At 71.3% G+C, this 26,306-nt stretch carries 20 protein-coding genes and 2 pseudogenes; 7 read left to right on the forward strand and 15 right to left on the reverse strand.

The window, feature by feature from the left end; all coding sequences use genetic code 11:
• Window positions 1–116: 116 nt before the first annotated feature.
• The 3 genes from ACIQFZ_RS05025 (at window position 117) to ACIQFZ_RS05035 (ending at window position 4,169) form a co-directional block, all read left to right on the forward strand.
• Entirely contained in the window at window positions 117–773 is a 657-nt protein-coding gene (locus ACIQFZ_RS05025) for a hypothetical protein (protein ID WP_365430273.1), read from the forward strand.
• Between the two features lie 632 nt (window positions 774–1,405).
• Complete coding sequence (locus tag ACIQFZ_RS05030) at window positions 1,406–1,573, forward strand: hypothetical protein (RefSeq protein ID WP_376650770.1); 168 nt, start codon at window positions 1,406–1,408, stop codon at window positions 1,571–1,573.
• Window positions 1,574–2,102: 529 nt separating this feature from the next.
• A complete protein-coding gene (locus tag ACIQFZ_RS05035) occupies window positions 2,103–4,169 on the forward strand; it encodes a hypothetical protein (RefSeq protein WP_402690641.1) in 2,067 nt (688 codons plus the stop codon).
• A gap of 94 nt (window positions 4,170–4,263) precedes the next feature.
• Here ACIQFZ_RS05035 and ACIQFZ_RS05040 read toward each other — a convergent pair whose 3' ends face one another.
• Window positions 4,264–7,071 (reverse strand): SpoIIE family protein phosphatase, encoded by a 2,808-nt coding sequence (locus tag ACIQFZ_RS05040; RefSeq protein ID WP_383055570.1) that lies wholly within the window; start codon window positions 7,069–7,071, stop codon window positions 4,264–4,266.
• 13 nt (window positions 7,072–7,084) lie between these two features.
• Between ACIQFZ_RS05040 and ACIQFZ_RS05045 the strand changes: the two genes are divergently transcribed.
• Window positions 7,085–7,906 (forward strand): IclR family transcriptional regulator, encoded by an 822-nt coding sequence (locus ACIQFZ_RS05045; protein WP_365430269.1) that lies wholly within the window; start codon window positions 7,085–7,087, stop codon window positions 7,904–7,906.
• Between the two features lie 16 nt (window positions 7,907–7,922).
• Here the strand turns inward: ACIQFZ_RS05045 and ACIQFZ_RS05050 are convergent, their stop codons facing one another.
• The 12 genes and pseudogenes from ACIQFZ_RS05050 to ACIQFZ_RS05105 form a co-directional block, all read right to left on the reverse strand.
• Window positions 7,923–8,432, reverse strand: a complete 510-nt coding sequence (locus ACIQFZ_RS05050; protein ID WP_365430267.1) for a hypothetical protein — start codon at window positions 8,430–8,432, stop codon at window positions 7,923–7,925.
• A gap of 149 nt (window positions 8,433–8,581) precedes the next feature.
• A complete protein-coding gene (locus ACIQFZ_RS05055) occupies window positions 8,582–8,863 on the reverse strand; it encodes a hypothetical protein (protein ID WP_402690642.1) in 282 nt (93 codons plus the stop codon).
• Between the two features lie 207 nt (window positions 8,864–9,070).
• Window positions 9,071–9,310 carry a chaplin gene (locus tag ACIQFZ_RS05060; RefSeq protein WP_225075233.1) on the reverse strand — a complete coding sequence of 80 codons (240 nt, stop codon included), beginning with the start codon at window positions 9,308–9,310 and terminating at the stop codon, window positions 9,071–9,073.
• Between the two features lie 957 nt (window positions 9,311–10,267).
• A complete protein-coding gene (locus ACIQFZ_RS05065) occupies window positions 10,268–10,882 on the reverse strand; it encodes a chaplin (protein WP_383055573.1) in 615 nt (204 codons plus the stop codon).
• A 130-nt stretch (window positions 10,883–11,012) separates the two neighbouring features.
• The gene (locus ACIQFZ_RS05070; RefSeq protein WP_365428762.1) at window positions 11,013–11,240 is read right to left on the reverse strand and encodes a chaplin; all 228 of its coding nucleotides are present in this window, start codon (window positions 11,238–11,240) and stop codon (window positions 11,013–11,015) included.
• A gap of 255 nt (window positions 11,241–11,495) precedes the next feature.
• Window positions 11,496–11,723 carry a rodlin gene (locus ACIQFZ_RS05075; RefSeq protein WP_376650773.1) on the reverse strand — a complete coding sequence of 76 codons (228 nt, stop codon included), beginning with the start codon at window positions 11,721–11,723 and terminating at the stop codon, window positions 11,496–11,498.
• Between the two features lie 561 nt (window positions 11,724–12,284).
• Window positions 12,285–13,148: an ABC transporter permease gene (locus ACIQFZ_RS05080; RefSeq protein WP_365428759.1), complete on the reverse strand. Its 864-nt coding sequence runs from the start codon at window positions 13,146–13,148 to the stop codon at window positions 12,285–12,287.
• The gene (locus tag ACIQFZ_RS05085) at window positions 13,145–15,796 is read right to left on the reverse strand and encodes a CocE/NonD family hydrolase (protein WP_365428756.1); all 2,652 of its coding nucleotides are present in this window, start codon (window positions 15,794–15,796) and stop codon (window positions 13,145–13,147) included. The genes ACIQFZ_RS05080 and ACIQFZ_RS05085 overlap by 4 nt, the downstream gene beginning before the upstream one ends.
• Window positions 15,797–15,917: 121 nt before the next feature.
• Window positions 15,918–17,336: an APC family permease gene (locus ACIQFZ_RS05090; protein WP_383055575.1), complete on the reverse strand. Its 1,419-nt coding sequence runs from the start codon at window positions 17,334–17,336 to the stop codon at window positions 15,918–15,920.
• A 319-nt stretch (window positions 17,337–17,655) separates the two neighbouring features.
• Entirely contained in the window at window positions 17,656–19,158 is a 1,503-nt protein-coding gene (gene mmsA, locus ACIQFZ_RS05095; RefSeq protein WP_365428750.1) for a CoA-acylating methylmalonate-semialdehyde dehydrogenase, read from the reverse strand.
• A 14-nt stretch (window positions 19,159–19,172) separates the two neighbouring features.
• Window positions 19,173–19,367, reverse strand: a pseudogene (locus tag ACIQFZ_RS05100) (3D-(3,5/4)-trihydroxycyclohexane-1,2-dione acylhydrolase (decyclizing)); the annotation flags it as partial.
• A gap of 44 nt (window positions 19,368–19,411) precedes the next feature.
• Window positions 19,412–19,549: pseudogene (locus ACIQFZ_RS05105) on the reverse strand (5-deoxy-glucuronate isomerase); the annotation flags it as partial.
• A 464-nt stretch (window positions 19,550–20,013) separates the two neighbouring features.
• Between ACIQFZ_RS05105 and ACIQFZ_RS05110 the strand changes: the two are divergent.
• A complete protein-coding gene (locus ACIQFZ_RS05110; protein WP_365428747.1) occupies window positions 20,014–20,214 on the forward strand; it encodes a MerR family transcriptional regulator in 201 nt (66 codons plus the stop codon).
• Between the two features lie 84 nt (window positions 20,215–20,298).
• Here ACIQFZ_RS05110 and ACIQFZ_RS05115 read toward each other — a convergent pair whose 3' ends face one another.
• A complete protein-coding gene (locus ACIQFZ_RS05115; protein ID WP_402690643.1) occupies window positions 20,299–21,342 on the reverse strand; it encodes a zinc-dependent alcohol dehydrogenase family protein in 1,044 nt (347 codons plus the stop codon).
• A 214-nt stretch (window positions 21,343–21,556) separates the two neighbouring features.
• Between ACIQFZ_RS05115 and ACIQFZ_RS05120 the strand changes: the two genes are divergently transcribed.
• Together ACIQFZ_RS05120 and ACIQFZ_RS05125 are read left to right on the forward strand one after the other, a co-directional pair.
• Entirely contained in the window at window positions 21,557–21,796 is a 240-nt protein-coding gene (locus ACIQFZ_RS05120) for a cation transporter (RefSeq protein ID WP_365417227.1), read from the forward strand.
• Between the two features lie 44 nt (window positions 21,797–21,840).
• Window positions 21,841–24,126, forward strand: a complete 2,286-nt coding sequence (locus tag ACIQFZ_RS05125) for a heavy metal translocating P-type ATPase (RefSeq protein ID WP_402690644.1) — start codon at window positions 21,841–21,843, stop codon at window positions 24,124–24,126.
• Between the two features lie 681 nt (window positions 24,127–24,807).
• On the opposite strand, the gene ACIQFZ_RS05130 is transcribed toward ACIQFZ_RS05125, so the two are convergent.
• On the reverse strand, window positions 24,808–26,097 hold the full coding sequence (locus tag ACIQFZ_RS05130; protein WP_225075241.1) for a citrate synthase: 1,290 nt from the start codon (window positions 26,095–26,097) through the stop codon (window positions 24,808–24,810).
• Window positions 26,098–26,306: the final 209 nt, after the last annotated feature.

Below are 26,306 nucleotides of genomic sequence, written 5' to 3' on the forward strand. Positions count from 1 at the left end.
TCACCTTCGTTGAAGACGACAAATTCACCCAGGCCCCCACGGGGCCCTGGTCCCGCGCAAAGACCGAAGACCGATGGGCTTTCCACCGCGCCCATCCGGTCCAACGGAGGCAAGCTATGGCAGCGACGACCGCCCACCCGGAACAACGTCTACGGACGCCTAGAGCAGCGGGCGTGGTCGGCATCGCGTTCGCCGTCCTGCTGACGGCCGTCATCGTCCTCGTGCGCATCGTGTTCCCCTCACTCCCACCCAGCACACACGAGTGGCACACCAGCTCCTCCGGCCGGGAGCCCCTTCGGTGGGCGCTGGCCTTGCTGCCGTTCGTCGGCATCGCCTTCTTGTGGTTCATGGGCGCGCTACGGGCCTACGTCGGCGAAGCAGAGGACAAATTCGTCGCCACCGTGTTTCTCGGTAGCGGCGTACTGTTCGTCGCGACGCTGTTCGAGCTGGCCACGTCGGCGGGCAGCATGCTCGACATGACCGCAATGCGAGGCGGCCTCTCACAGCTCCAACTGTTGCAGTACGGCCATCACTTCACCTACACGCTGCTGTCCAGTTACTGCATGCGCATGGCCGCCGTGTTCACCCTCACGACTACAACCATCGGCCGCCTTCTGGGGCTGTTCCCCCGCTGGCTGGTGTGGCTCGGCTACCTCGTCGGCCTCGTCCTCCTCTTCGTCGTCGTGAACGTGCGGTGGTCCGAACTGGCATTCCCCTTCTGGGTTCTGATGGTCAGCTGCCACATGCTCACCGCCCCGCACCGGTCCGAGTAGCCAGGCTCGACCCCGGCCGCCGCCCAAGGAGCGGGGCGCCCGACACACCTCCGGCACGTGCGGAGCGTGCGGCTTCTTCCGGCCGGTGACGGCGTCGGCCCGGTCGGGCCGGAGGATGTCGAGCCGGGGGGCGGCGGTATACCCGTCGGGGGGAACCTGGCGGAGGACCAGTGCGCCGCCGGCGTCAGGGTGGTGCGTGCGGGCGTAGTCGAGGACGGCGGCCAAGCGGTGCGACCACCGCCTGGAAATCCTCGGCGGCCCGCTGTCGCGGGATCTAACGACCCGCAGGGCGCGGGCAAGGTCCTGCTCGTGGTGTTCGCCGCTATGGCAGAGCGAGCGGGAGTTCATCCGCGAGCGGACCCTGATCGGCCTGGACACCGCCGTGGCGAACGGCAACCATGGCGGGTCGGCCCCCGGCCGTCGACGCCGACATACTCGCCGTCGCCCTGCGGCCCCGGCGGCGCGAAGGAGTCCGTCACCTCCATCGCCGAGCACCTCGGCGTCGGCCGCTCCACCCTCTACTGGACGCTGGCCGCGTACGACGAAGCCGCCGTCACCAGGTCCGAAGCACGCCCCTGAGCGGTTCAGAACAGCACACCCGGGTGTCAGTGGGCGCTGGCAGGATGCGCCGCATGTCTTCCGCCACCGCGGCCCTGGCCACCACTGCCATGACCGGCCCGCTCCTCACCCTTCTCGAGCGCCGCCGCCCGGCATCGGATCCGGCGCCCGAAGACGCCGGATCCGACGACAGGCCCGTGGCCGACGCCGGGCGCCCGGCACCTTCCGACACCTTCGGCTGAGCGGGCGGGCTCGCAAACCCGCCCTGTCCGCGGGCCGGCGGAATGCCGCTGTGGACTCCTCACTTGTGGTGAGATCGCCACGTGTTCAATTCCTCACCCGCCAATGGAATACAAAGACCGGTCACAGCGGCGGCAAATCCACTCCACAGCCTCACCTCATCTGGTTCAAAAACAGGAACAACACCCGGCTTCGAATACAACACGGAGCGTCAGCGCAGCTCAGCAACATGCTCTTTGATCTTTCGAAAATGGCTGGTCACAGACGCTTCGCACAGCCACGCCACGCATTTCGCGAGGAGTGCCACCCGGTTACTTGAACGTCACATCGGGCACATTGATACACCGTTCCTTCAAACAAAATCCTCCTGTTCTCCCTGGAGTCGAGGATGTCCCATAGGTAAAGTCCGCTGAAATTTGAAGGAAAACATCCGTACGCATTGGCTTCCGGCCCGCGGCCATTTGAGCGCGCAAGTCAGCAAGTCCGTGCGCAGGGATGGTGATTGGCCTGGAGCCCGCGAAGTTGTCAGCAATGCCCCCACCCGCTCGGTTGCGTACCGCCGCGGCACGCATCCTCCTGCCCGCAGTGCTCGCCCTGTCGTTCGCCGCTCAGGCAGTAGGTGCCCTCCTCCCCAGCGTTCCCCTGCTCGTGGCCTCCACCACTCTCGGGCTGGCGGCGGACATGGCTCTGCACCGGTGGCAGCGGAACGTGACCACCGCCCTCGGGAAGCTGCACGCGACCGTGACCGTGCGCCAAGTCATCCGGGACCTTCTGCTGCTGACCGGCCTGATCCGCATCAGCAACGAGGACTACGAGACGAAATACCTGGCTCTGGTCTGCGGTCTGCTGCTCTTCTACGCCCTGCATTTCGTGTCCCAGGCGCTTGCGATCCTCGTACGCCGCACCCGCACCCTGCCCGTGGTGACCCGGAACATCGACGCCTCGCCGCTGCTGCTGAGCCCCGCTCCCCCGGCGCTGCTGACGCAGCGCTCCGGGCAGCGGCTCCTCGTGTTCGGTCTGCCCTCGGCGGCCGGACTGCTGACCACCGCGGTGGGCGGCTCGGCCTGGTGGGCCGTCGCGGGAATCGCCCTGTCCGCCGCCCTCGCCCTGGTGGCCAACGGCATACTGCTGCGGCGGCTGCTGCCGGGACGCAGGCCGGTGACGAGCGAGCAGGCGCTGGAGTGGTTCGACGCCTGGCTCGCGGAGTACCAGCCGACGGTGGGCATGTACTTCTCCGGCGGCACGAGCTCGGCCTATCAGGCGAACATGTGGCTGGAGCCGCTGTCCCGGCTGGAGGGCCGCCCGCTGATCGTGCTGCGTGAGCGCTTCATGGTGAATCAGATCGCGTCCACCGACATCCCCATCGTGTGTCTGCCGAAGGTCGCCGACCTGATGAGGCTGGAGCACTCGACCCTGACGATGATGATCCACCCGTCGAACTCCGGGAAGACCTCGCAGGTGTTGCGCATCCCGACCATCAAGCACGCGTTCGTCAACCACGGCGAGAGCGACAAACTGTCCAGCTGCAATCCGTATGCGAAGGCGTACGACGAGGTGTGGGTGGCCGGTCCCGCGGCGCGCGAGCGGTACGCCCTGGCGAACGTGGGTGTCGACGACAACGACGTCGTGGAGATCGGACGCCCGCAGCTGGACGCGATCGAGCCGTACGCCGGTGCGCCCGTGGGCCCGTACACCACGGTTCTCTACGCCCCCACGTGGGAGGGGTGGGACGGCAACCCGGGCAACACCTCGGTCATCGAGGCCGGCGAGAACATCGTCCGCGCCCTCCTGGCCGACCCCGGGATCCGGCTCCTGTACAAGCCGCACCCGCTGACCGGCTCGGTCGATCCGCGGGCGGCATCCGCGAACACCCGGATCCAGGAGATGATCCGCGCCGCGAACACGCTCCGTGCCGCGGAACACTCCGATGAGCGACCCGCGCCCTCCGCGGCGGCGGAACTGGCCCGGCGGACCGCCGAACTCGACCGGCTGACCACGTCCTCGTTCCGGGCGAGCGCGGACAACACGGAGCGGATGCTGCTCCAGTCGGTCCCGGAACCCGGTCGAGCCACGGCCGTGGCCGAGGCGACCGCCGCCTGGGAGACCGCGTACTGGGCCTTGTTCCCCGCGTGGGAACACCGGATCATCACCGAGGCGCGGCCGACCGTCTACGCCTGCTTCAACGTGGCCGACCTGCTGGTCAGCGATGTCTCCAGCGTCATATCCGACTATCTGGCGAGCGAGAAGCCCTACGCCGTCGCCAACACCAGCGGCCTTCCGGAGCAGGACTTCCGCGACACCTTCCCCACCGTCCGGGCAGGCGCCGTCCTCGCTCCGGACGCCTCCGGCGTACCAGCCCTGTTGGAGTCCGTGCGCCACCCCGAGAAGGACACCCACGCCGAGGCCCGCGCCGAGCTCAAGCAGCACCTGCTGGGCCCGAGCGATCCGCCGTCCGCCGTCCGCTTCAACGAGGCGGCCCGTGCGCTGAGCGCGGTGCCCGGCGAGCGCCGGGCGGGTACGGCGGCGCGAGCGCTCTCCGCCATCCCGGCACAGCGGGACACCAGGTCACCGCTGGACAGCAAGCACGTCAGGCGCTGATCCCGCAGGCCTGTACGCCGGTGCCGCCCGTGGGGCGGAGATCCCCGCGGCCAAGGAGCCGCTGTCCGGCGGGCAGCGGGCGGTCAGGGCCGGGTCACAGCGTCACGTCGTCCCACTGGTCGAGCAGGTCGCCGCCCACGGGGCCGTCGGCCGACCCCGCCCCGCCGTGCAGGGGCTGCTCGGTCCAGATGACCTTGCCGGTGGGGGTGTACCGGGTTCCCCAGCGCTCCGCGTACCGGGCGACCAGGAACAGACCGCGTCCGCCCTCGTCCGTGGTCGCCGCGTACCGCAGGTGGGGCGAGGTGCTGCTGCCGTCGGAGACCTCGCAGATCAGTTTGCGGTCACGCAGCAGGCGGACGTGGATGGGGGCACTGCCGTAGCGGATGGCGTTGGTGACCAGTTCGCTGAGGACGAGTTCGGTGGTGAAGCTCGCGTCCTCCAGGCCCCAGTCCTTCAGCTGCCGGGCGACGTCGGCGCGGACGCGGGAGACGGCCGCGGGGTCGGCCGGCACGTCCCAGTCGGCGACCAGATCGGGATCGAGCACGCGGGTACGGGCCACCAGCAGGGCGATGTCGTCACTGGCGTGGTCCGGGGGAAGGGCGTCGAGCACCGCCTGGCAGGTCTGCTCCGGGGGCCGGTCGGGATGGGCCAGCGCGGCACGCAGGAGTTCGAGGCCGGCACCGATGTCCCGTTCGCGGCCCTCGACGAGCCCGTCCGTGTAGAGGACCAGCTGGCTCCCCTCGGGCAGCCGCAGTTCGGTGGCCTCGAAGGGCAGGCCGCCCAGGCCCAGGGGCGGTCCGGCGGGCAGGTCGGGGAAGGCCACGCTGCCGTCCGGGGAAACGAGGGCGGGCGGCGGGTGGCCGGCCCGGGCCAGGGAGCAGGTGCCCGAGGACGGGTCGTAGACGGCGTACAGGCAGGTGGCCCCCGCGAGGCCCTCCTCACCGCCGCCGGCCGGGCCGTCCCGGTCGAGCCGGGCCACCAGGTCGTCCAGGCGGCCCAGCAGCTCGTCCGGGGCGAGGTCCAGGGTGGAGAAGTTGTGCACCGCGGTGCGCAGCCGTCCCATGGTGGCCGCCGCGTGCAGCCCGTGTCCCACCACGTCGCCGACCACCAGGGCCACCCGGGCCCCGGACAGTTCGATCACGTCGAACCAGTCCCCGCCCACCCCCGCCTGGGCCGGCAGATAGCGGTAGGCCACCTCCAGGGCGCTGTATTCGGGCAGGCCGCGGGGCAGCAGGCTGCGTTGCAGGGTGACCGCCATGGTGTGCTCGCGGGTGTAGCGGCGGGCGTTGTCGAGGGCGACGGCGGCCCGGGCGGCCAGTTCCTCGGCGAACGGTACGTCCTCCGCGTCGAAGGCCCCCTCCCGGCGGCAGCGCCAGAAGTCCACCACCCCCAGTACCGTGCCGCGGGCGCGCAGCGGCACCGCGATCAGGGAGTGGATGCCGCGCTCCAGGATGCGCCGTGCGCGATCGGGATCAGCCGCCCGCCACTCCCCCGCCTCCGTCAGTTCCGCCTCGAGCACCCCTCGACCGCTCTCCACACACCGGGCCTGCGGTGAGTCGGGCGCGAAACTGAGCCGTCGGCCCAACTCCACCAGCGGCTGGTACCCCGGACGGCCCCGCACCGCGGCCCGGCGCACCTCGCTGATCGCCCCGGTCGGCTCCTGGCCGCGCAGGACCTCCTCGACCAGTTCGACGGTGACGACGTCGGCGAAGCGGGGAACGGCCACGTCCGCCAGTTCCTGCGCGGTGCGCGACACGTCCAGGGTGGTGCCGATCTTCATGCCCGCGTCGTAGAGGAGTTTCAGGCGCTCGCGCGCCACCTCGGCGCGTCCCGACAGCGCCCGCAGTTCCGTGGTGTCCCTGAGCGTCACCACACTCCCCTCGTACTCGCCGTACGGGGCGGTGGGCCGCTTGTTGACCGCGAGCAGGGTGTCGGCCGTGAGGTGGACCTCGTCGTTGGCCGTGCGCTCCGACGTCAGCAGCTCGGCGATGCCGGCGTCCAGGGGCAGGTCGGTGACCTTCTGCCCCTCCGCGTCCGGCGGCAGTTCCAGCAGCCGCAGTGCCTCGTCGTTGGCGAGCAGCAGTTGTCCGTCGCCCCCGACGATCAGCACGCCCTCGCGCACCGCGTGCAGGACGGCGTCATGGTGGTCGTACATCCGCGTCATCTCGGCCGGCCCCAGACCGTGGGTCTGGCGCAGCAGCCGCCGGCTCACCAGCGCGGTGCCTGCCGCGGCCAGGACCAGCGCCCCGGCCGCCGTCCCCAGCAGGACCGGGAGCTGCCGGCCCGCCGTGGTCTGCACCTTCTGGACCGTGATCGCGACCGCGACGGTGCCGACGGCCCCGCCGCCCGGCTTGGTGACGGGGACGTACGAGACCACCGAGCGCCCCTGGGTGGTCTGGATGGTATGGGTGACCGCGGAGGGCGGCGGCTTGCGGGGGCCGAAGACCGGTTTGCCGATGAAGGCCGGGTTGGGGTGGGTGTAGCGGATCCCGTCCTTCGAGTAGATGACGACGAGGTCGACGTCGGTCCCCTTCATGATCTTTTGCGCGACGGGCTGGAGCACCTTGGTCGGGTTGGGGCCGGTCATCGCCTTCAGCGTGTCCGGCGCGTACGCCAGCGTCTCGGCGATGCCCAGGGAGCGTTCCCGGGCGTCCTTTGAGCTGTCGTCCCCGGCCTGGAGCACGAGGGCGACCAGCGCGGCGGCGACGATCAGTACCGCGATGACCACTTGCAGCAGGAACACCTGGCCCGCGACGGTGCGCGGCCTGAACAGTGACCGCAGCCGCCCCGTGGGCGGCGTCGGCGAGTTGTCGCGCCCGCCGCGCCGGAGGGATCGACGGGAGTGTGCGATCACTCCTCCATTTTGCTCCCTGTGTCCCGGTCGGCATTCCGGCAAGGGCATGATGGGGCGCACCATGGCAGGCAATACGACGGACGAGATCCCCGACAACGGTGCGGCCGGCTCAGGGCGCGGTATGACCGTGCTGCGCAACGGCATCGGGGTACTGCGCACCTTCAGCGTCGACGAGCCCGAGCTGGGCGTCACCGAGATCGCCACCCGGACCGGACTGCACAAGTCCACCGTGTCCCGCATCCTCGCCACGCTGGAGCAGGACGGCCTGGTCGAGCGCGACCCGGGCTCCCGGCGGTTCCGGCTGGGGCTCGGCGTGATCGCGATGGCGGGTCCGCTGCTGGCCGACCTCGATGTGCGCCGGGCGGCGTACCCGGTGCTCCAGGAGCTGAGTCACCGCACCGGCGAGACCGCGGCGCTGCTGGTGTGGAACGGCGCCGAGGCGGTCTGTGTGGAGCAGGTGGCGAGCCGGCACGAGGTCAAGCACAGCACTCCGCTGGGCACCCGCTACCAGACCGCGGCGAGTTCCTCGGTGCAGGTGTTCCTCGGCCGACTGCCCTCCGAGCGGGTACGGGCCCTGGTCACCAGCGGGGCCGTGGTCCACCCCGGGCTCAGCGACGCCGCGGTCGACGCCTATCTGCTCCGCCTCGCGGAGAGCGCCGAGCGCGGCTACGCCGTCAACTACGGCGAGACCTCGGTGGAGGAAGTGGGCGTCGCCGCCCCGGTCTTCGACCACCGCGGCGAGGTGGTCGCCTCGGTCCTCGTCTCCGCGCCCCGGTTCCGGGTCTCCCCCGAAGGGCTCCCGGTTCTGGGCGAGACGGTGCGCGATTCCGCCGCCCAGGTCACCGCGCGCCTCGGCGGACGCCGGCCCATGTCGGACGGCTGACGTCTCTCCGTCGCCGCTACAGGCCGGGACCGGCCGTCAGGTCGGCGCCCGGTGCGGTGCGCAGTACGGGGGCGAGGACGGCCAGCTCCGGCTGCTTCAGGGCGGGCAGTTCGCCGGGGTTCGGGGCGGTCAGGGGGGCGTCCAGGGAGAGGCCCGGGGTCAGGCTCCGCACGTCGGAGGCGGGCAGGCCGACGCCGACGTGGTCGAAGCCGTCGTCGAGGGTGTGGGCCAGCGGGGCGCGCAACTCCAGGCCGGGCAGCCCGCCCTCGACCGGCAGCCGCGGCACGGCGCGTTCGGGCAGGAGCCGTCCCCGGACGAAGCGCGGGGGCTCCGGCACGCCCGCCGTGGGCAGCGGCAGTTGTCCGCCGACTTCGGGCAGTTCCGTGCCGAGGGCCGCCTCCGCGCCGCCCAGCGGGACGGGGACGGGAACCGTGCCGGCCGCGGCGGCGGGGGTCGCTGCCGCGCCCATGGCTGCGGCGACGCCCGTGATGACGGCGGCGAGGGTTCCTCGGGTGATCGACTTCATGTCAGGTACGGTCCCTTTCCGGGTTCGGGGCTCGACGTCCGTACCGCCCAACGATCCTGACGCCACCACCAGCACGGGATTCCCCCGAGTGCCGCAGTAGTACGACGGGTCCGGCCGGTACGGGGCGACGGGCTCACGCCTCTCTCGGCTCAGCGCTGCAGCGCCAGGCCGCCGAGCAGCGGCTTGGGGGCGTTCAGGGTCTGGGTGGCGCCGTTCACCGTGTGGAGCAGCGAGTCCTGGTTCTCGGTGTTGAGGGCGTCGGACTGGTGCTGGAGCGGCATGACGTCGACGGGGCCCTTGCTGAGCGTGTTCACGGCGCCGTTGAGGCTGTTGGGCGTGAAGTCGGCGGCGTTCTGGGCGAACGCGGGCGCGGCGGCGCCGGTGAGGGCCAGGGACCCGGCGAGGACGGCGGCAGCCTTCAGGGGCTTCATCGTGTTCCTTTCTTCGGCGACGTCGGTCACCGCGGGGCATTGCGTCGCCCTGCCCAACGAGCCGCGGCCGGACCGGAAACCCCGGCGGCCCGAATTCGCCGGGTTCTCATCCGGGATCTGCGACACAGGGGGTCTTCTACGCGTCCGGCCGCCGTCCCAGAGGAGGAACCCGGGGACGGCGGCCGGACGGAGGAACGCGCGCGGACGTCAGCCGTTGACGCAGGCGTTGCCGAACGTCGGGTTCAACACGCCGACGACGTCGATGGTGTTGCCGCAGACGTTGACCGGAACGTGCACGGGAAGCTGGATGACGTTGCCCGACAGCACGCCCGGGGAGTTGGCGGCGCCGCCGGTCGCGCCGCTGCTGGCGGCGGCGATGCCGGCACCACCGGCGACGGCCGCTGCGGCGACGGAGGTAAGGACCAGGCCCTTGGCGATACGCGACATGGAGAGGTGCTCCTTGGGTTGATGCAAAATCACCCGGGCGGGGATGCCCGGCGTTGTGTCAACGCGTGGCAGTCCCACGAGTTGCTCCGCCAAAGGGGTGATCTAAAAAGTGTCCGCAAGCACGTCCGGCTCGCCTCCCAACTCCGAGGACGAGCCACGGCCGGGGCCGGCCGGGGCCACCGGATTCAGGACCGAGGCGGGCCGGGAGCGGGGGCGAGTCAGGAGCGAGGACGGACCGGGACCGACAACTGGCCGGAGCCGGTGGCAAGCCAGGACCAGGAGCGACTGCTGGCAGGCCACAGCCGGAGGCGAACCAGCACCGGGGGTCGGATCGGGGCCCGCAGCAGGCCGGGACCGGCAGCGGACCAGGTCCGGCAACGGACCAGGGCCGACAGCGGGCCAGGGCTAGGGGCGGGCCACGGGCGGAGGCAAACCGGGACCGGGGGCGTACGGGGGCCGGTGGCGAGCCAGGACCGGAGGCGGGCCACCGCCGGAGGCAAAACACCAGGACCGGGGGCTGGCCGGGCCGGGGCCGTGGGCGAGCCGGGACCGGCGGCGGGCCAGGGCCAGAGGCGCGGCAGGGTTGGCGGCGGGCCAGGAATGGCGCGGGCCGAAGCCGGTGGTCGGCCGACCGCGGGCGGTCGCTCCGGACGTCGGCAAGACAAGTGCGCCCGGACGCCAGGCAGGCGAGCGCTCGGCCGTCGGCAAGACAGACGCGATGGCCGGCTGCAAGACGAGCCCGCCGGCCCCAGCCAGACGAGAGCCTTCAGGAGGACCAGCGCGAGCCCGCCAGCCCGCAAGGAAGACGAGCGCGACGGTCGACAACAAGACGCGCGCACCAACCGTCGGCCCGACGGGCATGCCGGCGGTCAGGGACAACAAGAACGGGTGCCGGACAGCATGTCCGGCTGTCCGGCACCCGTAGGGGGCCGCTTCGCAGGCCCGGGAGATCCAGCCCTAGCGGTGCGACGCCGCGCGGCCGCGGCGGTAGAGGATCACTCCGCCGGCGATCAGGGCCGCGCTGGCGGCCGAGGACGCCAGCAGGGCGCCGGTGCCGGTCTCGGCCAGCTGCGGGGCCGCGTCAGGCGTGGCGTGCTCGAAGGCCGCCGGAGCCGGCAGGGTCTGGGCATGCTGGGGCTCGTCCACCGGCTCGTCCACCGGCTCGTCCACCGGCTCGTCCACCACGCGCGGCGGGGTGTCCATGGTCGGCGTTTCGGCGGCCGGCGTGGGCGTCGGCGTGGCCGGGGGAGGCGGAGTCGTGGAGCCGCCGTCGGTCGGCGGCGTGACACCGGGTTCCGGCTCCGTGACGGGCACGGGCACGGGCGCCGGTGAGCCGTTGGCGCAGCCGTTGCCGAACGCCGGGTTGAGCGCCGCCACCACGTCCACGGTGTTACCGCAGACGTTCACCGGCACCGAGACCGGTGCCTGGATGGTGTTCCCGGACAGCACGCCGGGCGAGTTGGAGGCGGCACCATCGGCCTGCGAGTCGGCCAGGGCGGAGCTGCCGCACAGGGTCAGCATGCTCGTCGCGGCGGCGGCCGCGAACACTCCCCTGCTCAGAGTCTGTCGCAATCTCGTTGTCTTCCTGCTTGCAGCCGCCAGGTCTGTGCGGCTTGAAAAAGTGGGAAGGCCGGCCTTGGGCGAGAGATCGATGTCCAAGGCCGGCCGTGACACAGCCGGTGCGGCTGGGTGCGCCGGACGGTCAGCCGTTGGCGCAGGTGGTGCCGAACGTCGGGTTCAGCAGCGCGATGACGTCGACGGTGTTGCCACAGGCGTTGACCGGAACGTGCACGGGAACCTGGATGACGTTGCCCGAGAGCACACCCGGGGAGTTCGTGGCGGTACCCGAGGCCCCGGAGTCGGCGAAGGCGGGGCCGGCCATGCCCAGGGCCACGAGGGCACCGGCGACGACAGCAACGCTCTTCTTCATGAAATGTTCCCTTCTTGGGGACGATGCCCCCGATGGCGGTCAGAAACCGATTGAACACAACCGATACGGTCGTGATGCTGAACGAGGAATAGCCGTAATGGGAAAACGCGGAACGTGAGTCGCCGAGCACTTCACTCGATTGACCCTCGCGGCCATACGATTCACCCTCGACTGCATTGCCGGAAAGAGTTCTTCGGAAAGGTCCGGGCAGTCCTCGGCCGAGGCGGCAAAGGACCATGGGCCACCTGACTCGGCTCAGCTCCCGGTGTTGGCGGACAGAGCCGACAGGTTGTCCCGGAGGTGCGAAAGCGCGGCGTCCCGCTTGGCCTGTGTGGAGGTGTCCGAGCACTGCTGGTTCTGCTGGTCCGACAGAACCGGAACGTCCTGGACGTCGACGGCCTGCAGCACACCGGCGCTGGTGTCGCCCAGGCCGAGGCACGGCTTGTCGAGCGACCCCCGGGTCGGCGAGAACTGCGGGCTCATAGTGCCCTCGTGGCCGAGTCGCCGAACGACGACGAGGCTCCGGCGCCGTTCGATACGGTCGGGCCACTGTCGTTCCCGATGGCAACCGCCACCGACATACCGACGACAGAAGCGGCGGCCGCCGCGGCGACCTTTGCCTTCTTGACCACTGCGCGTTCCTTTCCTCTTAGCGACGCAGGTCCTACGCCCTCATCAACCCGGCGCCGCATGTTTGGTTGCGGGGGTTCACCCGCTTGGACGCCACCGCATTCAAAACTCCGGAAAATCACGGATTCCAAAAAACACACAATCAGTCCGCACCCTCGACCGACGGAGTGACCCGGAGAAACCAGGGTGTGGCCGCACAGCTGACCAGAGCGCTCCGGTGTGGACGCGGTTTTTCAGAAAGGACTGGCCAGTGATGAGGAAGATTGTCGCCACCGCGGCCGTCGCCGCGACGGCGGGCCGGCCGTCACGAACGGCCTGAACTCGTGGGAGAGCTACGGCAACTCGACCACGTACGGGAACGGGTGCGCGGCGGGTCGCCCGGTGGTTCGGGCGGGCCCGCCGCAAGCGCGACTGCTAGGACACCACGTCCTTGCGGGCGAACCCGCGGAAGGCCAGGGCGAACAGCACCAGCGCGTAGCTGACGGAGACCGCCGTGCCCTGGATCATCCCGGACCACTCGGGGTGCGGCTGCACGGCGTCGGCCCAGGCGTACTGCCAGTGCGCGGGCAGGAAGTCGCGCCAGTGCCCGAGGGCCGTGACGGCGTCCAGGACGTTGCCCACGATGGTCAGGCCGACGGCACCGCCCACGGCGCCGAGCGGCGCGTCCGTCCTGGTGGACAGCCAGAACGCCAGTGCCGCAGTGACCAGTTGCGACACGAAGATGTACGCCACGACCACCAGCAGCCGCTGCGCTGCGGTGCCCGCGTCCAGCGCGCCGCCGGTGGGGATCTCCAGCGGGCCCCAGCCGTAGGCGGCCGTGCCGACGGCGAGCGCCACCAGCGGCAGCAGCAGCATCGCCGCCAGGCTGAGCCCGAGTCCGACGACAAGCTTGGACCACAGCAGCCGGGCCCGCGGCACGGGCGCGGCGAGCAGGTAGCGCAGGGAGGACCAGCTCGCCTCCGAGGCGACCGTGTCCCCGCAGAACAGCGCCACCGGGATCACCAGCAGGAAGCCGGCCGAGACGAACAGATTCACCGCGGCGAAGTTGGCCGCGGACGCGGTGGCCGTGTCCATCAACGTCACCCGGCCGCTGCGGCCGCCCGGACCGCCGCCGATCGCGAAGGCGACGGCCAGCACGAAGGGCAGCGCGGCCAGGATGCCGCCCATGACGAGCGTGCGGCGCCGCTTGAGCTGCCGCACCAGCTCCACCCTCAGGGGCAGGGTGCGGCCCGCCCGGTAGCCGGAGGCGACCTCGGTGCTCTCGGCGAGCGTGCTCATGCGGAACCTCCGATCAGGGTGAGGAAGGCGTCTTCGAGCCGGCGGTGGGGGCCGACCGAGACGACGGGCACCTCCAGCCGGACCAGCTCCACGACCAGCTCCCGCGCCGTGCCGCCGGTCTCCAGCCGGACCAGGAGGCCGTCCTCGGTCCGCAGTGCCGAGGCGACGCCCGGCAGGGCGGACACCTTCTCCACGACCGGGTCCTCCACCGGGGTGGCGGTGCCGACCAGCAGGGTGTCCCCGGAGCCGACGATCTCGCCGACCGGACCCGCCTGCACCAGCCGTCCCCGGTCCATCACGACCAGGTGCGTGCAGGACTGTTCGACCTCCGAGAGCAGATGGCTGGAGACGATCACCGTGCGGCCGTCTGCCGCGTAACGGATCATCACCTCGCGCATCTCGCGGATCTGGGGCGGGTCGAGGCCGTTGGTGGGCTCGTCCAGGATCAGCAGGTCCGGCAGGCCCAGCATGGCCTGCGCGATCGCCAGGCGCTGGCGCATGCCCTGCGAGTAGGTGCGTACCGCGCGGGCCAGCGCGTCGCCGAGGCCGGCGATCCGGAGGGCCTCGTCCAGGTGTGCGTCCTCGGGCGGGCGGCCGGTGGCCTGCCAGTACAGCTCCAGGTTCTCCCGGCCGGACAGATGGGGCAGGAAGCCGGCGCCCTCGACGAAGGCGCCGACCCGCGACAGCACGGGCGCGCCGGGCCGGACGGCGTGGCCGAAGACGCGGATCTCGCCGGCGTCCGGCTGGATCAGGCCCATCAGCATGCGCAGGGTGGTCGTCTTGCCCGCGCCGTTCGGCCCGAGCAGGCCGAGGACCTGGCCCTTGTCCACCTGGAACGACAGATCCCGTACCGCGTACCGGTCCGCCGACCTCGCGTACCGCTTGCTCAGGCCGGTGATCCGCAGCGGGACGTCGGCCAGTTCCGGGTCGGGTGCGGGCGCGGCCGTGCGGCGGCGGGCGGTCAGCAGCAGGGCGAGCGCGACCGCCGCGCCGGCCGCCGGCAGCCACCACACCCAGCTGGGCAGCGGCGCCGCCGCGGTGGTCACGCCCGGCGCGGTCGGCACCTTCAGATCGCTCTTCAGGCCGACGGTGTACGTCGCGGGGGCGGCCGGTGAGGCGTAGCCGAGGTCGGTGGAGGCGAGGACCAGGCGGAGCCGGTGGCCCTTCTGCACCTCGTGGTCGATCGCCGGAAGGGTGAGGGTGACGTCCTTGCCGGCCTTGGCGCCCTCGACGCGCACGGGGGCCACCAGCTGGGCGGGCAGCACCGGCTGGTCCTTGCCCGGTCCGACGTCGTACAGCTTGGCGAAGAGCACCGCGTCGTCGGCGGTCGAGGTGACGTGGACGGTCACCGTGGGCGATCCGGTGATGCGCAGGCCGCCGCCGAGCGGCGCGGAGTCGAACCTCGCGTACTGGCCGGGGAAGTCCAGGGACACCCCGACGCCGAGCGAGGACAGCTGGGCCAGACCGCCGGAGCCGCCGAGGCCCGGCAGGGAGGACACGGCGGGCGGGTTGGCCCCGGCCGGGTTCTCGAAGCGCCGCTCGCCTCCACGCAGGGCGATGGACCGCTGCCCGCCGTCCAGTCCCGGATAGGCGCTGCCGCTCGCGCCCCGCAGCAGGGCCCGGCCGTCGGTGGAGTCGACCCCGCCGGTGCGGGTGATGCGGAACGCCGGGCCCGTGTCGGCGTTCTTGTCGCCCTTGAGGTACCGGTCGAACCAGGTCTTCACGCGTGCCTGGACCCGGCCGGTCTCCAGGTCGCCGCCGTCGTGGCCGCCCGCGATCCAGTCGACGTCGACCGGGGCGCCGTTCGCCCGGATCGCCCGGGCGGCGGCGTCGGCCTGGCCGAGCGGGAAGAGGGAGTCGGTCTGGCCCTGCACCAGCAGGGTCGGCACCTTGATGCGGTCGGCGACGGCGGACGGCGAACGCTCCTGGAGCAGTGCGCGCGCCTCGGCGTCCGGCTTGCCCGACTCGGCGACCCGCTCGTACATCCGGCACAGCGTGGGCTCGAACTCGGCGCATCCGCCGCCGGAGTTGATGAAGGCGCCCGCCCACAGCTTCTTGAAGACGCCGCCCGGGAAGAGCGCGTCCGCGAGGTTCCAGTAGGTGATCGCCGGGGCGATGGCGTCCACCCGGCGGTCGTGTCCGGCGGCGAGCAGGGAGATCGCTCCGCCGTAGGAGGCTCCGGCCACGCCCACGCGCGGGTCGCCGGGCCCGTCGAGCTGCACCTCGGGCCGCCGCGCCAGCCAGTCGATCAGCTTGGAGACGTCGGCGACCTCGCCCTTGGGGTCGTTCAGCCCGATCTTGCCGGTGGATCTGCCGAAGCCGCGCGCCGACCACGTCAGCACCGCGTATCCGTCCCTGGCGAGGTCCTGCGCCTGCCGCCGTACGTCGTCCTTGCTGCCGCCGAAGCCGTGCCCGAGCAGGACGGCGGGGTGGCGGCCGGGCGTGGCCGGGGTGAAGTACGAGGTGTCGATCCGCACCCCGTCGCCCGTGGTCATCATCCGGTCGGCGCGGTGCACCGGGGGCGGGTCGTCGGAGGCGATCGCCGTCCACGTGCCGGCACCGGCCAGCACGACGACGGCGGCCCCGGCGGCCAGCAGGCGCCGGGGCCTCCGCGGCAGCCCGCGCAATCCGGGCAGTCGAAGATCCATGCCCTCCACGGTACGGGCCGCCGCCGGCAACCGAAGCCGCCGCCGGACCGAACCTCCGCCCCTCCTCGGGGAGTACGGGGCCGCCGCGGTGTACCGCGGACGCGGTACGCGGCGCGTCGTCCTACGGCTGGGTGTCCTCCGGGATCGACACCAGCCAGCGGGTGTCGCGGCGGGGGCGGAGGTAGAAGGCCCAGTAGAGGGTGGCGACCGCCATGATGCCGCCGGTCCACAGCAGGTAGGTGATCTCCTGCCGGCTGAGGATGTAGGCCAGGAACGCGATGAGCAGCACGGGCACGGCCGGCCACAGCGGCATGCGCCAGGCGGCCGTGTGCCTGTGGGAGCCGCGGCGGGACAGCAACGCGGCGACCGCGACGAGCAGGTACATGCCGGTCACCGAGACGCCCGTGACGCCGTACAGGGTGTCCAGGTTGACGAAGCACAGCAGCGCGCCGGGGACGCCCACCGCGAGGGTGGCGACCCAGGGGGAGCCGAAGCGGCCGAGCCGGGAGAAGACGTTGTTCACCGCCGAGGGCCAGGCCTTGTCGCGGGCGGAGGCGAACAGCACGCGGGAGTTCTGGATGACCATGACGATGCCGGCGTTGATGATCGCCAGGGCCACACAGAGGCTGACGAAGGTGCCGACCGCGGAGTTGGACCAGGCGATCACCATCGAGCTCAGGTTGCCGGCGGTCAGCTCCTTGATGTCGGAGGCGCCCATGGTGATGGCGACGACCGGCACGAGGATGATCACGGAGGAGATGGCGAGGGTGGCGAGCACCGTGCGGGCGACGTTGCGGCGCGGGTTCTCCAGTTCCTCGGAGAGGTAGACGGCGGTGGAGAAGCCCTGGGTGGCGAAGAGCGCGATGGCGAGCCCGGAGATGACGAGCATGGCCGTCACGGCGTCCGTGTGCCCGTCCGCGCCGGCCACCTGCATGGAGACCAGGCTGCCGACGCCCCGGTGGCTGTGCGCGAAGCCCAGCAGCGCGACCACGCCCGCCGCGATGACCTCCAGGACCAGGAAGATGCCGGTGATCCAGGCGTTGGCGCGCAGGTCCAGCAGACCGGCGAGGGTGGCCAGCAGCATCACGCCGGCGCCGGTCCAGGCCGGGTCGAGGTGCACGATCGGCGCCAGGTAGTCCGCGGTGCCCATCGCGATCACCGGCGGGACGATCATGACGACGAGCAGGGACAGCACGAAGACCAGCCAGCCCGCCAGTCGCCCGGCCATGGTCGACACCATGGCGTACTCGCCGCCCGCGCTGGGGATGAGGGTGCCCAGCTCGGAGTAGCAGAACGCCACGGCGATGCACAGCAGGGAGCCGATGGCGATGGTGAGGGCGGTGGCGGTGCCGAGCGTGCCGAGGAGATCGGGCACGACCACGAACAGCGTGGAGGCCGGGGTCACGCACGAGAGGGTGAGGAGGGTGCCGCCGACGACCCCGATGGAGCGCTTGAGCTTGGTGGGGCTGTCCGTCGACTCTGTGGGACTGCCGGCCACGTCCGGGACGGCGCTCTCGACAGAGCGGAGCATGTCGGTCATGCAGCGGTTCCGATCGACTTGTGCAACAGGTGAGGGGCCGGGGAGCGCGCTATCGCCTCCGGCGGTTCGCGGTCGTAGTGCTCTCGTCCGCTCCCGGCCCGGATATCGAACATCAACGAAAACCGCTGAGTCAATGGTCGTTAACCTACGGAATTCGCGGCGCAACAGCGATCTACAACTGATTCACTCGTCGAACGGTCCGACTGTTCGGGCCCTTACGGGCGTGCGGGAACCGCAGCACGCACCCGAAAAAAGATGAGGCCGTCCGCATAGCGGACGGCCTCGTCATCGCCTGCGGCGACGGTCGGGGGTGCGACGGTCAGTGGTTGCGCGGGAACCCGAGGTCCACGCCCGCCGGGGCCTCGGACGGGTCCGGCCAGCGGGTGGTGACGACCTTGCCGCGCGTGTAGAAGTGCGTGCCGTCGTTGCCGTAGATGTGGTGGTCGCCGAAGAGCGAGTCCTTCCAGCCGCCGAAGGAGTGGTAGCCCACCGGCACCGGGATCGGCACGTTGACGCCGACCATGCCGGCCTCGATCTCCAGCTGGAAGCGGCGGGCCGCGCCGCCGTCCCGGGTGAAGATCGCGGTGCCGTTGCCGAACGGCGAGGCGTTGATCAGCGCCACGCCCTCGTCGTAGCTGTCCACACGCAGCACGCACAGCACCGGGCCGAAGATCTCGTCCTGGTAGGCCTTGGCGCTGGTCGGCACCTTGTCCAGCAGCGAGATGCCGACCCAGTGGCCGTCCTCGAAGCCCTCGACCGTGTAGCCGGTGCCGTCCAGGACGACCTCGGAGCCCTCGCTCGCGGCGTTCTCCACGTACGAGGCCACCTTGTCGCGGTGCGCCTTGGTGATCAGCGGGCCCATCTCGGAGGACGGGTCGTTGCCCGGACCGATCTTGATCTTCTCGGCGCGCTCGCGGATCTTCTCCACCAGCTCGTCGCCGATCGAACCGACCGCGACGACGGCCGAGATGGCCATGCAGCGCTCGCCCGCCGAGCCGTACGCGGCCGAGACGGCGGCGTCGGCGGCCGCGTCCAGGTCGGCGTCCGGCAGCACCAGCATGTGGTTCTTGGCGCCGCCCAGGGCCTGCACGCGCTTGCCGTTCGCGGAGGCGGTGGTGTGGATGTAGCGGGCGATGGGGGTGGAGCCGACGAAGGAGACCGCCTTGACGTCGGGGTGCTCCAGAAGGCGGTCCACGGCCACCTTGTCGCCGTGGACCACGTTGAAGACGCCGTCGGGCAGCCCGGCCTCGGCCAGCAGCTCGGCGATCTTCAGGGAGGCCGACGGGTCCTTCTCGCTCGGCTTCAGCACGAAGGTGTTGCCGCACGCGATGGCGATGGGGAACATCCACATCGGGACCATCGCCGGGAAGTTGAACGGCGTGATGCCGGCGACCACGCCCAGCGGCTGCCGGATCGCGGCCACGTCGACGCGGGTGGCGACCTGGGTGGACAGCTCGCCCTTGAGCTGGACGTTGATGCCGCAGGCCAGGTCGACGATCTCCAGGCCGCGCGCGACCTCGCCGAGCGCGTCGGAGTGCACCTTGCCGTGCTCGGCGGTGATCAGCTCGGCGATCTCGTCGCGGTGGGCGTCCAGCAGCGCGCGGAACTTGAACAGGATCGAGGTCCGCTGGGCCAGCGAGGACTGCCCCCAGGTCAGGTACGCGTCCTTGGCGGCGGCGACCGCGGCGTCCACCTCCTCCACGGAGGCGAACGCGACCTTCGTGGTGACCTCGCCGGTCGCCGGGTCCGTGACCGGCCCGTACGTCCCCGAGGCGCCTTCGGCGGTCTTCCCGCCGATCCAGTGGTTGACGATCTTCGTCATGCCCGGTTACTCCTTCACAGATGGCGGCGACGGGTCGAAGCGTGCCGTTCGTCGAGCTCGTGTGCCGTGACCGGCGACGGGCGCGTCGCGGTCTCGGCCACAGGTACATCCCACCAGGCACGCGCCCAGGACGCGCCCGACACTGTGTCTGCGGTTTCCGTCTCCGCGTAGACACATGTGGGAGTGTCCACCGCGCGCGCCCCGGTGAGGACGGCTTGCGGATTCCGCGTTCGGGCGGGGTGCGGGCGGCCGCCGCCCCGCGGCGGGTTGTCGGGACCTCCGGCGCGGGGCCGTAGCGGGCGGGGAGTCGACGCTCGCACTTCGCTCCTGCCAGGGCGAAGCGGCGTCCCGCGCCGGAGGCGTTCTGTGCCCGGGCGCCACGGGGCGCGTGCGGGTCTGCACCCAGCGTGCCCTCGCCGCTCGGGTGGGGAAACTGTCGGTCGGACGGGCCGTCCCGGGCACGCCGGCGAGTACGGCCTCGCGGTGATCAGGTCGCACGCCATCGGCTGCCCTCGGCTTCCCTTCGCCTCAACTCCCCCTGTTCCCCCGGTTCTAGTGCCGGGCACGGACCCCTGTCAATGGTTTGTCCGGACATACGGACGAGAGGGTCCGCCATCCGGTCGCGTAAACCCTCCGGCAGGTAGATCGCTTGCTTCAGCTGTGTCACAAAAACCTCTGCCGTGTCACACATGTCGCGGGTACGCGGCCCCCCGGTCACACCCGGCCGACAGCCGCTTGCCGGGGCGCGGTCCGCGTCGTTCACCGATCACAGGCTTGGAGATCGCCAGCGCAGCGCCCGGCTCCCCCGACGGCCTCTCCGGCCGCCGCCGTGGTGCGCGCGGGGAGGTGCACGTCATGACCGACCGAAGGCTCTGGTCGTACAAGGAGATCGCGGCGCACATCCGGGTACAGCCGGACACCGTGCGGTCCTACCGCAAGCACGGCCTGCTGCCACCACCCGACCACGTGGAGCGCGGCAGGCCCTACTGGTACGCCGACACCGTCCGCGCCTGGGTCGCCGCCCGGCCCGGCAACCGCGGACGCAGAGCCGACTGAACCACCGCTGCCGGGCCGCGGGCCCGGCCCTCTTCCCCGTTCGCCGGCGTGACGGTGCCCCACGCGAGGTGGGGCACCGTCAGGTCAGCTCCACGGCTCGATGACCGTGACCCCGGACCCCGGTGCCGTGCCCATCGCCGCGAGCGCGTCCGGGACGGCCGCCAGCGGGATGGCTGACGTCACCAGCAGGTCGGGGCGCAGCACACCGGCCCGTACCAGCTCCAGCATCTCCGGATAGGCGTGCGCGGCCATGCCGTGGCTGCCCAGGAGTTCGAGTTCCAGGGCGATCGCACGCGCCATGGGCACCGGGGTGGTGCCCGTCGTCGAGGGCAGCAGACCGACCTGGACGTGACGGCCTCGGCGGCGCAGGCCGTTCACCGAGGCCGCGCAGGTGGCGGGCGAGCCGAGCGCGTCGAGCGAGAGACGGGCGCCGCCGCCGGTCAGCTCGCGCACCCGCTCCGCCGTGTCCTTGACGGCGGACGCGTCCACGCACTGCGCGGCGCCGAATCGCCGCGCCAGGTCCAGGGCCTGGGGGGACACGTCCACCGCGACCACCCTGGCCCCCGCGGCCGCCGCGATCATCACCGCCGACAGGCCCACGCCCCCGCAGCCGTGCACGGCGATCCAGTCGCCGGCGGCGGCCCGGCCCTGCTGGACCACCGCGCGGTACGCCGTGGCGAACCGGCAGCCGAGCGAGGCCGCCGTGGCGTAGGACAGGCCCTCGGGTACGGCGACGAGGTTCACGTCGGCGTGGTCGAGCGCCACGTACTGGGCGAAGGAGCCCCAGTGCGTGAAGCCCGGCTGGGTCTGCCGCTCGCACACCTGCTGGTCGCCCGCCGCACAGGCGGGACAGGTGCCGCAGGCGCAGACGAAGGGGACGGTCACCCGGTCGCCGGGCCGCCAGCGGGTCACCCGGGGGCCCACCTCCTCGACGGTCCCGGCGAGTTCGTGCCCCGGCACGTGCGGCAGCGCGATGTCGGGGTCGTGGCCCTGCCAGCCGTGCCAGTCGCTGCGGCACAGGCCGGTCGCCTCGACGCGCACCACGACCCCGTGCTCCGCAGGCCTCGGGTCGGCCACCTCGCGCACCTCGGCCGGCTCCCCGTACCGCTCGAACACCACAGCCCGCATCGCGCCGCCTCACCTTCCGTCCGGTTCGCCGCGGCTCACCGCCGCCGGCGAAACCGTAGTACGCGGGCACATCCCGGGCACGGGCGGCCTGCCTCGACCCGGCTTCGGTCATCGGCCGCGGTTCCTTGGAGGAATACCCCCTAGGGGTATAATCTGGAGAGCGGCGGGCCACCCTGGCCCCGTGTGCCCCACCCACCACGACGAGGAGAACGACATGACCGCCCAGACCAGCACCCCGGACACCGTCACCACCGTCTACAAGGTGAGCGGGATGAGCTGCGGACACTGCGAGGGTTCCGTGTCCGCCGAAATCTCCGAGCTGCCCGGCGTCAGCTCGGTGAAGGCCGTCGCCTCCACCGGCGAGGTCACCGTCGTCTCCGCCTCCCCGCTGGAGACGGAGGCGGTGCGCGCCGCCGTGGACGAGGCCGGCTTCGAACTCGTCGGCGAGGCCTGACGAGGGCCGGCCCACCCGCCCGTACGTCGTCTGGAGTTCCGAGGATGAACACCCGCGCCGCCCCGCAGACGCCCACGGCCGACCAGCCGGGTGCCGCCGAGGTCGAGCTGCTCATCGGGGGAATGACCTGCGCCTCCTGCGCGGCCCGCGTCGAGAAGAAGCTCAACCGCATCGACGGCGTCACCGCGGCGGTCAACTTCGCCACGGAGAAGGCCAGGGTCTCCTACCCCACCGGGGTATCGGTCGCCGACCTGATCGCCACCGTGGTCAAGACCGGCTACACGGCGGAGGAGCCCCCGCCGCCGGCACCCGGACCGGCGGCGGACGCGGAGTCCCGGCCGGACGAGGAGCGGGCGCCGCGGGATCCCGAACTGGCCTCCCTGCGCGAGCGCCTGGTCGTCTCCGCACTCCTCGCCGCCCCCGTCGTGCTGCTCGCGATGGTCCCGGCCCTTCAGTTCACGAACTGGCAGTGGCTCTCGCTGACCCTCGCCGCGCCGGTCGTCGTCTGGGGCGGACTGCCGTTCCACCGGGCGGCCCTGACCAATGCCCGGCACGGCGCGGCCACCATGGACACCCTCGTCTCGATCGGCACTCTGGCCGCGTTCGGCTGGTCGCTGTGGGCGCTGTTCCTGGGCGACGCGGGCATGCCCGGCATGCGCCACGAGTTCCGCCTCACCGTCTCCCGGGTGGACGCGGCCTCCACGATCTACCTGGAGGTCGCCGCCGGGGTCGTCGCGTTCATCCTGCTCGGCCGCTATCTGGAGGCCCGCTCCAAGCGGCGGGCGGGCGCGGCGCTGCGGGCGCTGCTGGAACTGGGCGCGAAGGACGTCTCCGTACTGCGGGACGGAGCGGAGGCCAGGATCCCGGTGGCCGCGCTGGCGGTCGGGGACCGGTTCGTCGTTCGGCCCGGCGAGAAGATCGCCACCGACGGCGCGGTCGTCGAGGGCAGCTCGGCGGTCGACGCCTCGATGCTCACCGGCGAGTCGGTGCCCGTGGACGTCGGCCCCGGCGACACGGTCACCGGCGCCACGGTCAACGCGGGCGGCCGGCTGGTCGTCGAGGCCACCCGGATCGGCGCGGACACGCAGCTCGCGCGGATGGCGCATCTCGTCGAGGACGCGCAGAGCGGCAAGGCCGAGGTGCAGCGGCTGGCCGACCGCATATCGGCGGTCTTCGTGCCGGTCGTCCTGCTCATCGCCGTCGGCACCCTGCTCGCCTGGCTGTTCGCCACCGGTGAGGTGACCGCCGCGTTCACCGCGGCCGTCGCGGTGCTGATCATCGCCTGCCCGTGCGCGCTGGGCCTGGCCACGCCGACCGCGCTGATGGTCGGCACCGGCCGGGGCGCCCAGCTCGGCATCCTCATCAAGGGCCCCGAGGTGCTGGAGTCCACCCGCCGTGTGGACACCGTCGTCCTGGACAAGACCGGAACGGTCACCACAGGCCGGATGACCCTCCAGGAGGTCCACGCCGCCGAGGGCACCGACGAGAAGCAGTTGCTGCGCCTCGCGGGCGCGCTGGAGCACGCCTCGGAGCACCCGATCGCGCGGGCCGTGGCCGCAGGCGCCGAGGAGCGGCTCGGACCGCTGCCCCCGGTCGAGCGCTTCGAGAACGTCCCCGGACGCGGCGTGCGCGGGCGCGTGGAGGGCCATGACGTGGCCGTGGGGCGGCTCGTGGAACTCACCGCGGAGCTGCCCGAGGAGGTGGCCCGCGCCCGGCGCCAGGCGGAGAGCGAGGGCCGTACGGCGGTCGTCGTCGGCTGGGACGGGGCGGCACGCGGTGTCATCGCCGTCGCGGACGCGGTCAAGGAGACCAGCGCGCAGGCGATGGCGCAGTTGCGCGCGCTGGGGCTGCGGCCGGTCCTGCTGACCGGCGACAACCGCGCCGTCGCCGAGGCCGTGGCACGCGCCGTCGGGATCGACCCGCAGGACGTGGTCGCCGAGGTGCTGCCCGAGGAGAAGGTCGAGGCCGTCAGGCGGCTGCGGGCCGAGGGGCGCACGGTGGCGATGGTCGGTGACGGGGTCAACGACGCCGCCGCGCTCGCCACCGCCGACCTGGGTCTGGCCATGGGCACCGGGACGGACGCCGCCATCGAGGCCGGCGATCTGACCCTGGTGCGCGGGGACCTCCGGGTGGCCGCGGACGCCATCCGCCTGTCCCGGCGGACCCTTGCCACCATCAAGGGCAACCTCGTGTGGGCCTTCGGCTACAACGTGGCCGCGCTGCCGCTGGCCGCCGCCGGCCTGCTCAACCCGATGATCGCGGGAGCGGCGATGGCGTTCTCGTCGGTGTTCGTGGTGACGAACAGTCTGCGGCTGCGCACGTTCCGCTGAATGAAAAGCAGTCGAGACCGAAGTAAGAGTCCCTCTAGAGTCCAACGCGCGCCTCACATAAGCTCTTCACAAGGCTCGCGCATCATCCTTACGCTTGGGTACCGGTCGCCATACTTGGGCTCTTGCGTACCTAACGGACATATGCAAGAGACGCAGATCACAGTGATGTGAACGTAACCATCGAAGGGGTTCGAAGGTCTAAGTTGGCGATGTCGGGCAGCGTCTTGGGGGGCGCTGACCGGCATCTGGGGATGTCTTGGGGGACTTCCTCAGAGGTGCGTTGCCGGGGCACGTACACCGGGAAGCTTTGAGCGGCCCTCCCGCGCGTGCGCGTCCCGGCAGACCGCACAGCACCAGGTGCGACGAGTTCTGCTCGTTGTGCTCACAGCGATTCAGGCGCTGGTCCTTGAACGCCCGGCCGGATCCCGTGGGGGGAATCCGCACCGGGACATGGGAAGGCGCCCTGGTCGTCGGCCCGTGGGGGGACCGGCGTTCCGGGGCGCCTTCCGCTTCTTCCTCGGCCTTCTTCCGCGGCCCGCTTCCGGGCCGCGTTCCCTGCGCTCCGTTCCCGCACCGGTACGCATCCGGGGCGCTCCGCACAGCACGAGGCCCCGCACCCGCGAACTCGCGCGGGATACGGGGCCGGGTGACGCTACGGGGCCAATGGCGCCGCCGGGAGGATCAGCGCTCCTCGACCGGGACGAAGTCGCGCTCGACCACGCCCGTGTAGATCTGGCGCGGGCGGCCGATGCGGGAGCCAGGCTCCTTGATCATCTCGTGCCACTGGGCGATCCAGCCCGGCAGCCGGCCGAGGGCGAACAGGACCGTGAACATCTCGGTCGGGAAGCCCATGGCCCGGTAGATCAGGCCGGTGTAGAAGTCGACGTTCGGGTAGAGCTTGCGCTCGACGAAGTAGTCGTCGGACAGGGCGTGCTCCTCCAGCTTCAGGGCGATGTCGAGGAGCTCGTCCTCCTTGCCCAGCGCGGAGAGCACATCGTGCGCGGCGGCCTTGATGATCTTGGCGCGCGGGTCGAAGTTCTTGTAGACCCGGTGGCCGAAGCCCATCAGGCGGACGCCGTCCTCCTTGTTCTTCACCTTGCGGATGAAGGTGTCGACGTCGTTGCCCGAGTCGCGGATGCCCTCGAGCATCTCCAGGACGGACTGGTTGGCGCCGCCGTGCAGCGGGCCCCACAGGGCGCTGATGCCGGCCGAGATCGAGGCGAACATGTTGGCCTGCGAGGAGCCGACCAGGCGGACCGTCGAGGTCGAGCAGTTCTGCTCGTGGTCGGCGTGCAGGATCAGCAGCTTGTCCAGCGCGGCTGCAACGACCGGGTCCGGCTCGAACTCCTGCGCGGGCACCGAGAAGGTCATGCGCAGGAAGTTCTCGACGTAACCGAGGTCGTTGCGCGGGTAGACGAACGGGTGACCGATCGACTTCTTGTACGCGTACGCCGCGATCGTCGGGAGCTTGGCGAGCAGGCGGATCGTGGAGAGGTTGCGCTGCTTCTCGTCGAACGGGTTGTGGCTGTCCTGGTAGAAGGTCGACAGCGCCGAGACGACCGACGACAGCATCGCCATCGGGTGGGCGTCGCGAGGGAAGCCCGTGTAGAAGTTCTTGACGTCCTCGTGCAGCAGGGTGTGCTGCGTGACCTCGTTCTTGAACGAGGTGAGCTCGTCGACGGTCGGCAGCTCACCGTTGATCAGCAGGTAGGCCACCTCCAGGAAGGTGGAGCGCTCGGCCAGCTGTTCGATCGGGTAGCCGCGGTACCGGAGGATGCCCTGCTCACCGTCGAGATAGGTGATGGCGGATTTGTAGGCGGCCGTGTTGCCGTATCCGCTGTCCAAGGTCACTAGACCGGTCTGGGCGCGCAGCTTCCCGATGTCGAAGCCCTTGTCGCCGACGGTGCTGTCGACCACCGGGTAGGTGTACTCGCCGCCGTCGTACCGCAGAACTACAGAGTTGTCGCTCACGTCTTCCCTCACCGACGTAGTGCCTCATCTTCGAGGTGCCCTGACTGTCTCTACCATCCCCCATTTGGCTCAGGAGAGTGCACTCGGGGTCGACCATTGGGCCCATTGGCGGCACTCAGTGCCGTCAACCTGTTCATCCTGCCCCCTCGCTCCGGCCACGGGAAGTGCTGTGTGACCTTTACGACTCATTTGATCGATCATTTTTTGTG

Source organism: Streptomyces sp. NPDC093064 (assembly GCF_044754605.1).
In the GTDB taxonomy this organism is placed as follows: Bacteria; Actinomycetota; Actinomycetes; order Streptomycetales; family Streptomycetaceae; genus Streptomyces.

What these genes read in the sequence shown, in the direction of transcription:
- ACIQFZ_RS05035 (WP_402690641.1), top strand. Translation starts at nt 2,103, where the DNA reads ATGCCCCCACCCGCTCGGTTGCGTACCGCCGCGGCACGCATCCTCCTG.
- ACIQFZ_RS05110 (WP_365428747.1), top strand. Translation starts at nt 20,014, where the DNA reads ATGACCGACCGAAGGCTCTGGTCGTACAAGGAGATCGCGGCGCACATC.
- ACIQFZ_RS05045 (WP_365430269.1), top strand. Translation starts at nt 7,085, where the DNA reads ATGGCAGGCAATACGACGGACGAGATCCCCGACAACGGTGCGGCCGGC.
- ACIQFZ_RS05040 (WP_383055570.1), bottom strand. Translation starts at nt 7,071, where the DNA reads ATGCCCTTGCCGGAATGCCGACCGGGACACAGGGAGCAAAATGGAGGA.
- mmsA (WP_365428750.1), bottom strand. Translation starts at nt 19,158, where the DNA reads ATGACGAAGATCGTCAACCACTGGATCGGCGGGAAGACCGCCGAAGGC.
- ACIQFZ_RS05125 (WP_402690644.1), top strand. Translation starts at nt 21,841, where the DNA reads ATGAACACCCGCGCCGCCCCGCAGACGCCCACGGCCGACCAGCCGGGT.
- ACIQFZ_RS05030 (WP_376650770.1), top strand. Translation starts at nt 1,406, where the DNA reads ATGTCTTCCGCCACCGCGGCCCTGGCCACCACTGCCATGACCGGCCCG.
- ACIQFZ_RS05025 (WP_365430273.1), top strand. Translation starts at nt 117, where the DNA reads ATGGCAGCGACGACCGCCCACCCGGAACAACGTCTACGGACGCCTAGA.
- ACIQFZ_RS05050 (WP_365430267.1), bottom strand. Translation starts at nt 8,432, where the DNA reads ATGAAGTCGATCACCCGAGGAACCCTCGCCGCCGTCATCACGGGCGTC.
- ACIQFZ_RS05060 (WP_225075233.1), bottom strand. Translation starts at nt 9,310, where the DNA reads ATGTCGCGTATCGCCAAGGGCCTGGTCCTTACCTCCGTCGCCGCAGCG.
- ACIQFZ_RS05075 (WP_376650773.1), bottom strand. Translation starts at nt 11,723, where the DNA reads ATGAGCCCGCAGTTCTCGCCGACCCGGGGGTCGCTCGACAAGCCGTGC.
- ACIQFZ_RS05120 (WP_365417227.1), top strand. Translation starts at nt 21,557, where the DNA reads ATGACCGCCCAGACCAGCACCCCGGACACCGTCACCACCGTCTACAAG.
- ACIQFZ_RS05070 (WP_365428762.1), bottom strand. Translation starts at nt 11,240, where the DNA reads ATGAAGAAGAGCGTTGCTGTCGTCGCCGGTGCCCTCGTGGCCCTGGGC.
- ACIQFZ_RS05090 (WP_383055575.1), bottom strand. Translation starts at nt 17,336, where the DNA reads ATGACCGACATGCTCCGCTCTGTCGAGAGCGCCGTCCCGGACGTGGCC.
- ACIQFZ_RS05080 (WP_365428759.1), bottom strand. Translation starts at nt 13,148, where the DNA reads ATGAGCACGCTCGCCGAGAGCACCGAGGTCGCCTCCGGCTACCGGGCG.
- ACIQFZ_RS05115 (WP_402690643.1), bottom strand. Translation starts at nt 21,342, where the DNA reads ATGCGGGCTGTGGTGTTCGAGCGGTACGGGGAGCCGGCCGAGGTGCGC.
- ACIQFZ_RS05055 (WP_402690642.1), bottom strand. Translation starts at nt 8,863, where the DNA reads ATGAAGCCCCTGAAGGCTGCCGCCGTCCTCGCCGGGTCCCTGGCCCTC.
- ACIQFZ_RS05085 (WP_365428756.1), bottom strand. Translation starts at nt 15,796, where the DNA reads ATGGATCTTCGACTGCCCGGATTGCGCGGGCTGCCGCGGAGGCCCCGG.